Origin of the sequence: Paenibacillus sp. VTT E-133291 (genome assembly GCF_002264395.1) — a bacterium.
Classification (GTDB): Bacteria; Bacillota; Bacilli; order Paenibacillales; family Paenibacillaceae; genus Paenibacillus_AQ; species Paenibacillus_AQ nitricinens.
Genome location: NZ_NFVA01000220.1, coordinates 1 through 927, shown reverse-complemented (window position 1 = coordinate 927; position 927 = coordinate 1). Strand labels below are relative to the sequence as shown.

1 protein-coding gene is annotated in these 927 nt (G+C 40.1%); it reads left to right on the top strand.

Annotation, left to right across the window (positions count from 1 at the left end; all coding sequences use genetic code 11):
* Positions 1-586, top strand: a 586-nt coding sequence (locus CA598_RS32595; RefSeq protein WP_179283828.1) for a hypothetical protein, incomplete at its 5' end; no start/stop codon positions are given.
* Positions 587-927 lie beyond the last annotated feature (341 nt).

The window sequence follows — 927 nt, the reverse complement described above, 5'->3', positions numbered from 1 at the left end:
AGAACAATGGAATCCGAACGCTGCACCTAACCATATGGAGGCTAATGTTTCAGGAATGAACCCGATGTATGGGATGTCATCGAACCTTCCTTGGCCAACTACTTGTGGGTGTGGAGGGATGCATGTTCAACCCTATTCATATGAAATGCCCGTATATAATACCTATCCTGCATATGGAAACCCAAATGCATTCTCTGCTTATGGAGCAGGAACACCTAATCAGGGAATAGTTCCAGCATCTCCACTTGGAGCTTTTGGTGGGCCGATAATGTCGAGTATTCCGTCTAATCCACAGTATCCAGGTATTGGTAATTATTCGCAGCATAATCGGGTTCCGGAAATCCAAGATCCTGAAACGTTTGTACAGGACGTTCCCGAAGTTGCTAGAACAGTGAGTGAGGAATCCACTTCTGGCGCTTCTCTCAAGAGCAAGGGAATTGCAACGAAGGAAACGGCATCAAAAGCAAAGACCTCGAGTCAAAACAGCAGTAAGAAAAACAAAACAGTTGTGAAGTCTCAACGTTCCAATGCTGGTGGTCGTACAGAGAGCTCAAAGAAACGCAGAAATCCGTGGATTTCTAATTAATACAGTCTAAACTAACATCCAATTTCTATTTAACGTGTAGGTTCTGATTATTAGAATCTACACGTTTTTTATGATAAGGTGTGAACGAGATGTAGGAGTGAAGAAGAAGTACTTATTTTTTTGAATTTAGGGGTTGTTTTTAGAGTGGGTTATATGTTACATTATAAATCCAGTCGTAAAGAGGAGATATAAACTTTCGGTTGGTGAATGTTAATCCGAATGAAATTACAAAAGACTTTGAAAAAAAGTGTTGCAATTCATCGGAAAACATGATATATTATAAAAGTTGCTGCTGAGACATTAAACGGCGTCAACGAGAACTTGATCTTTGAAAACTGAAC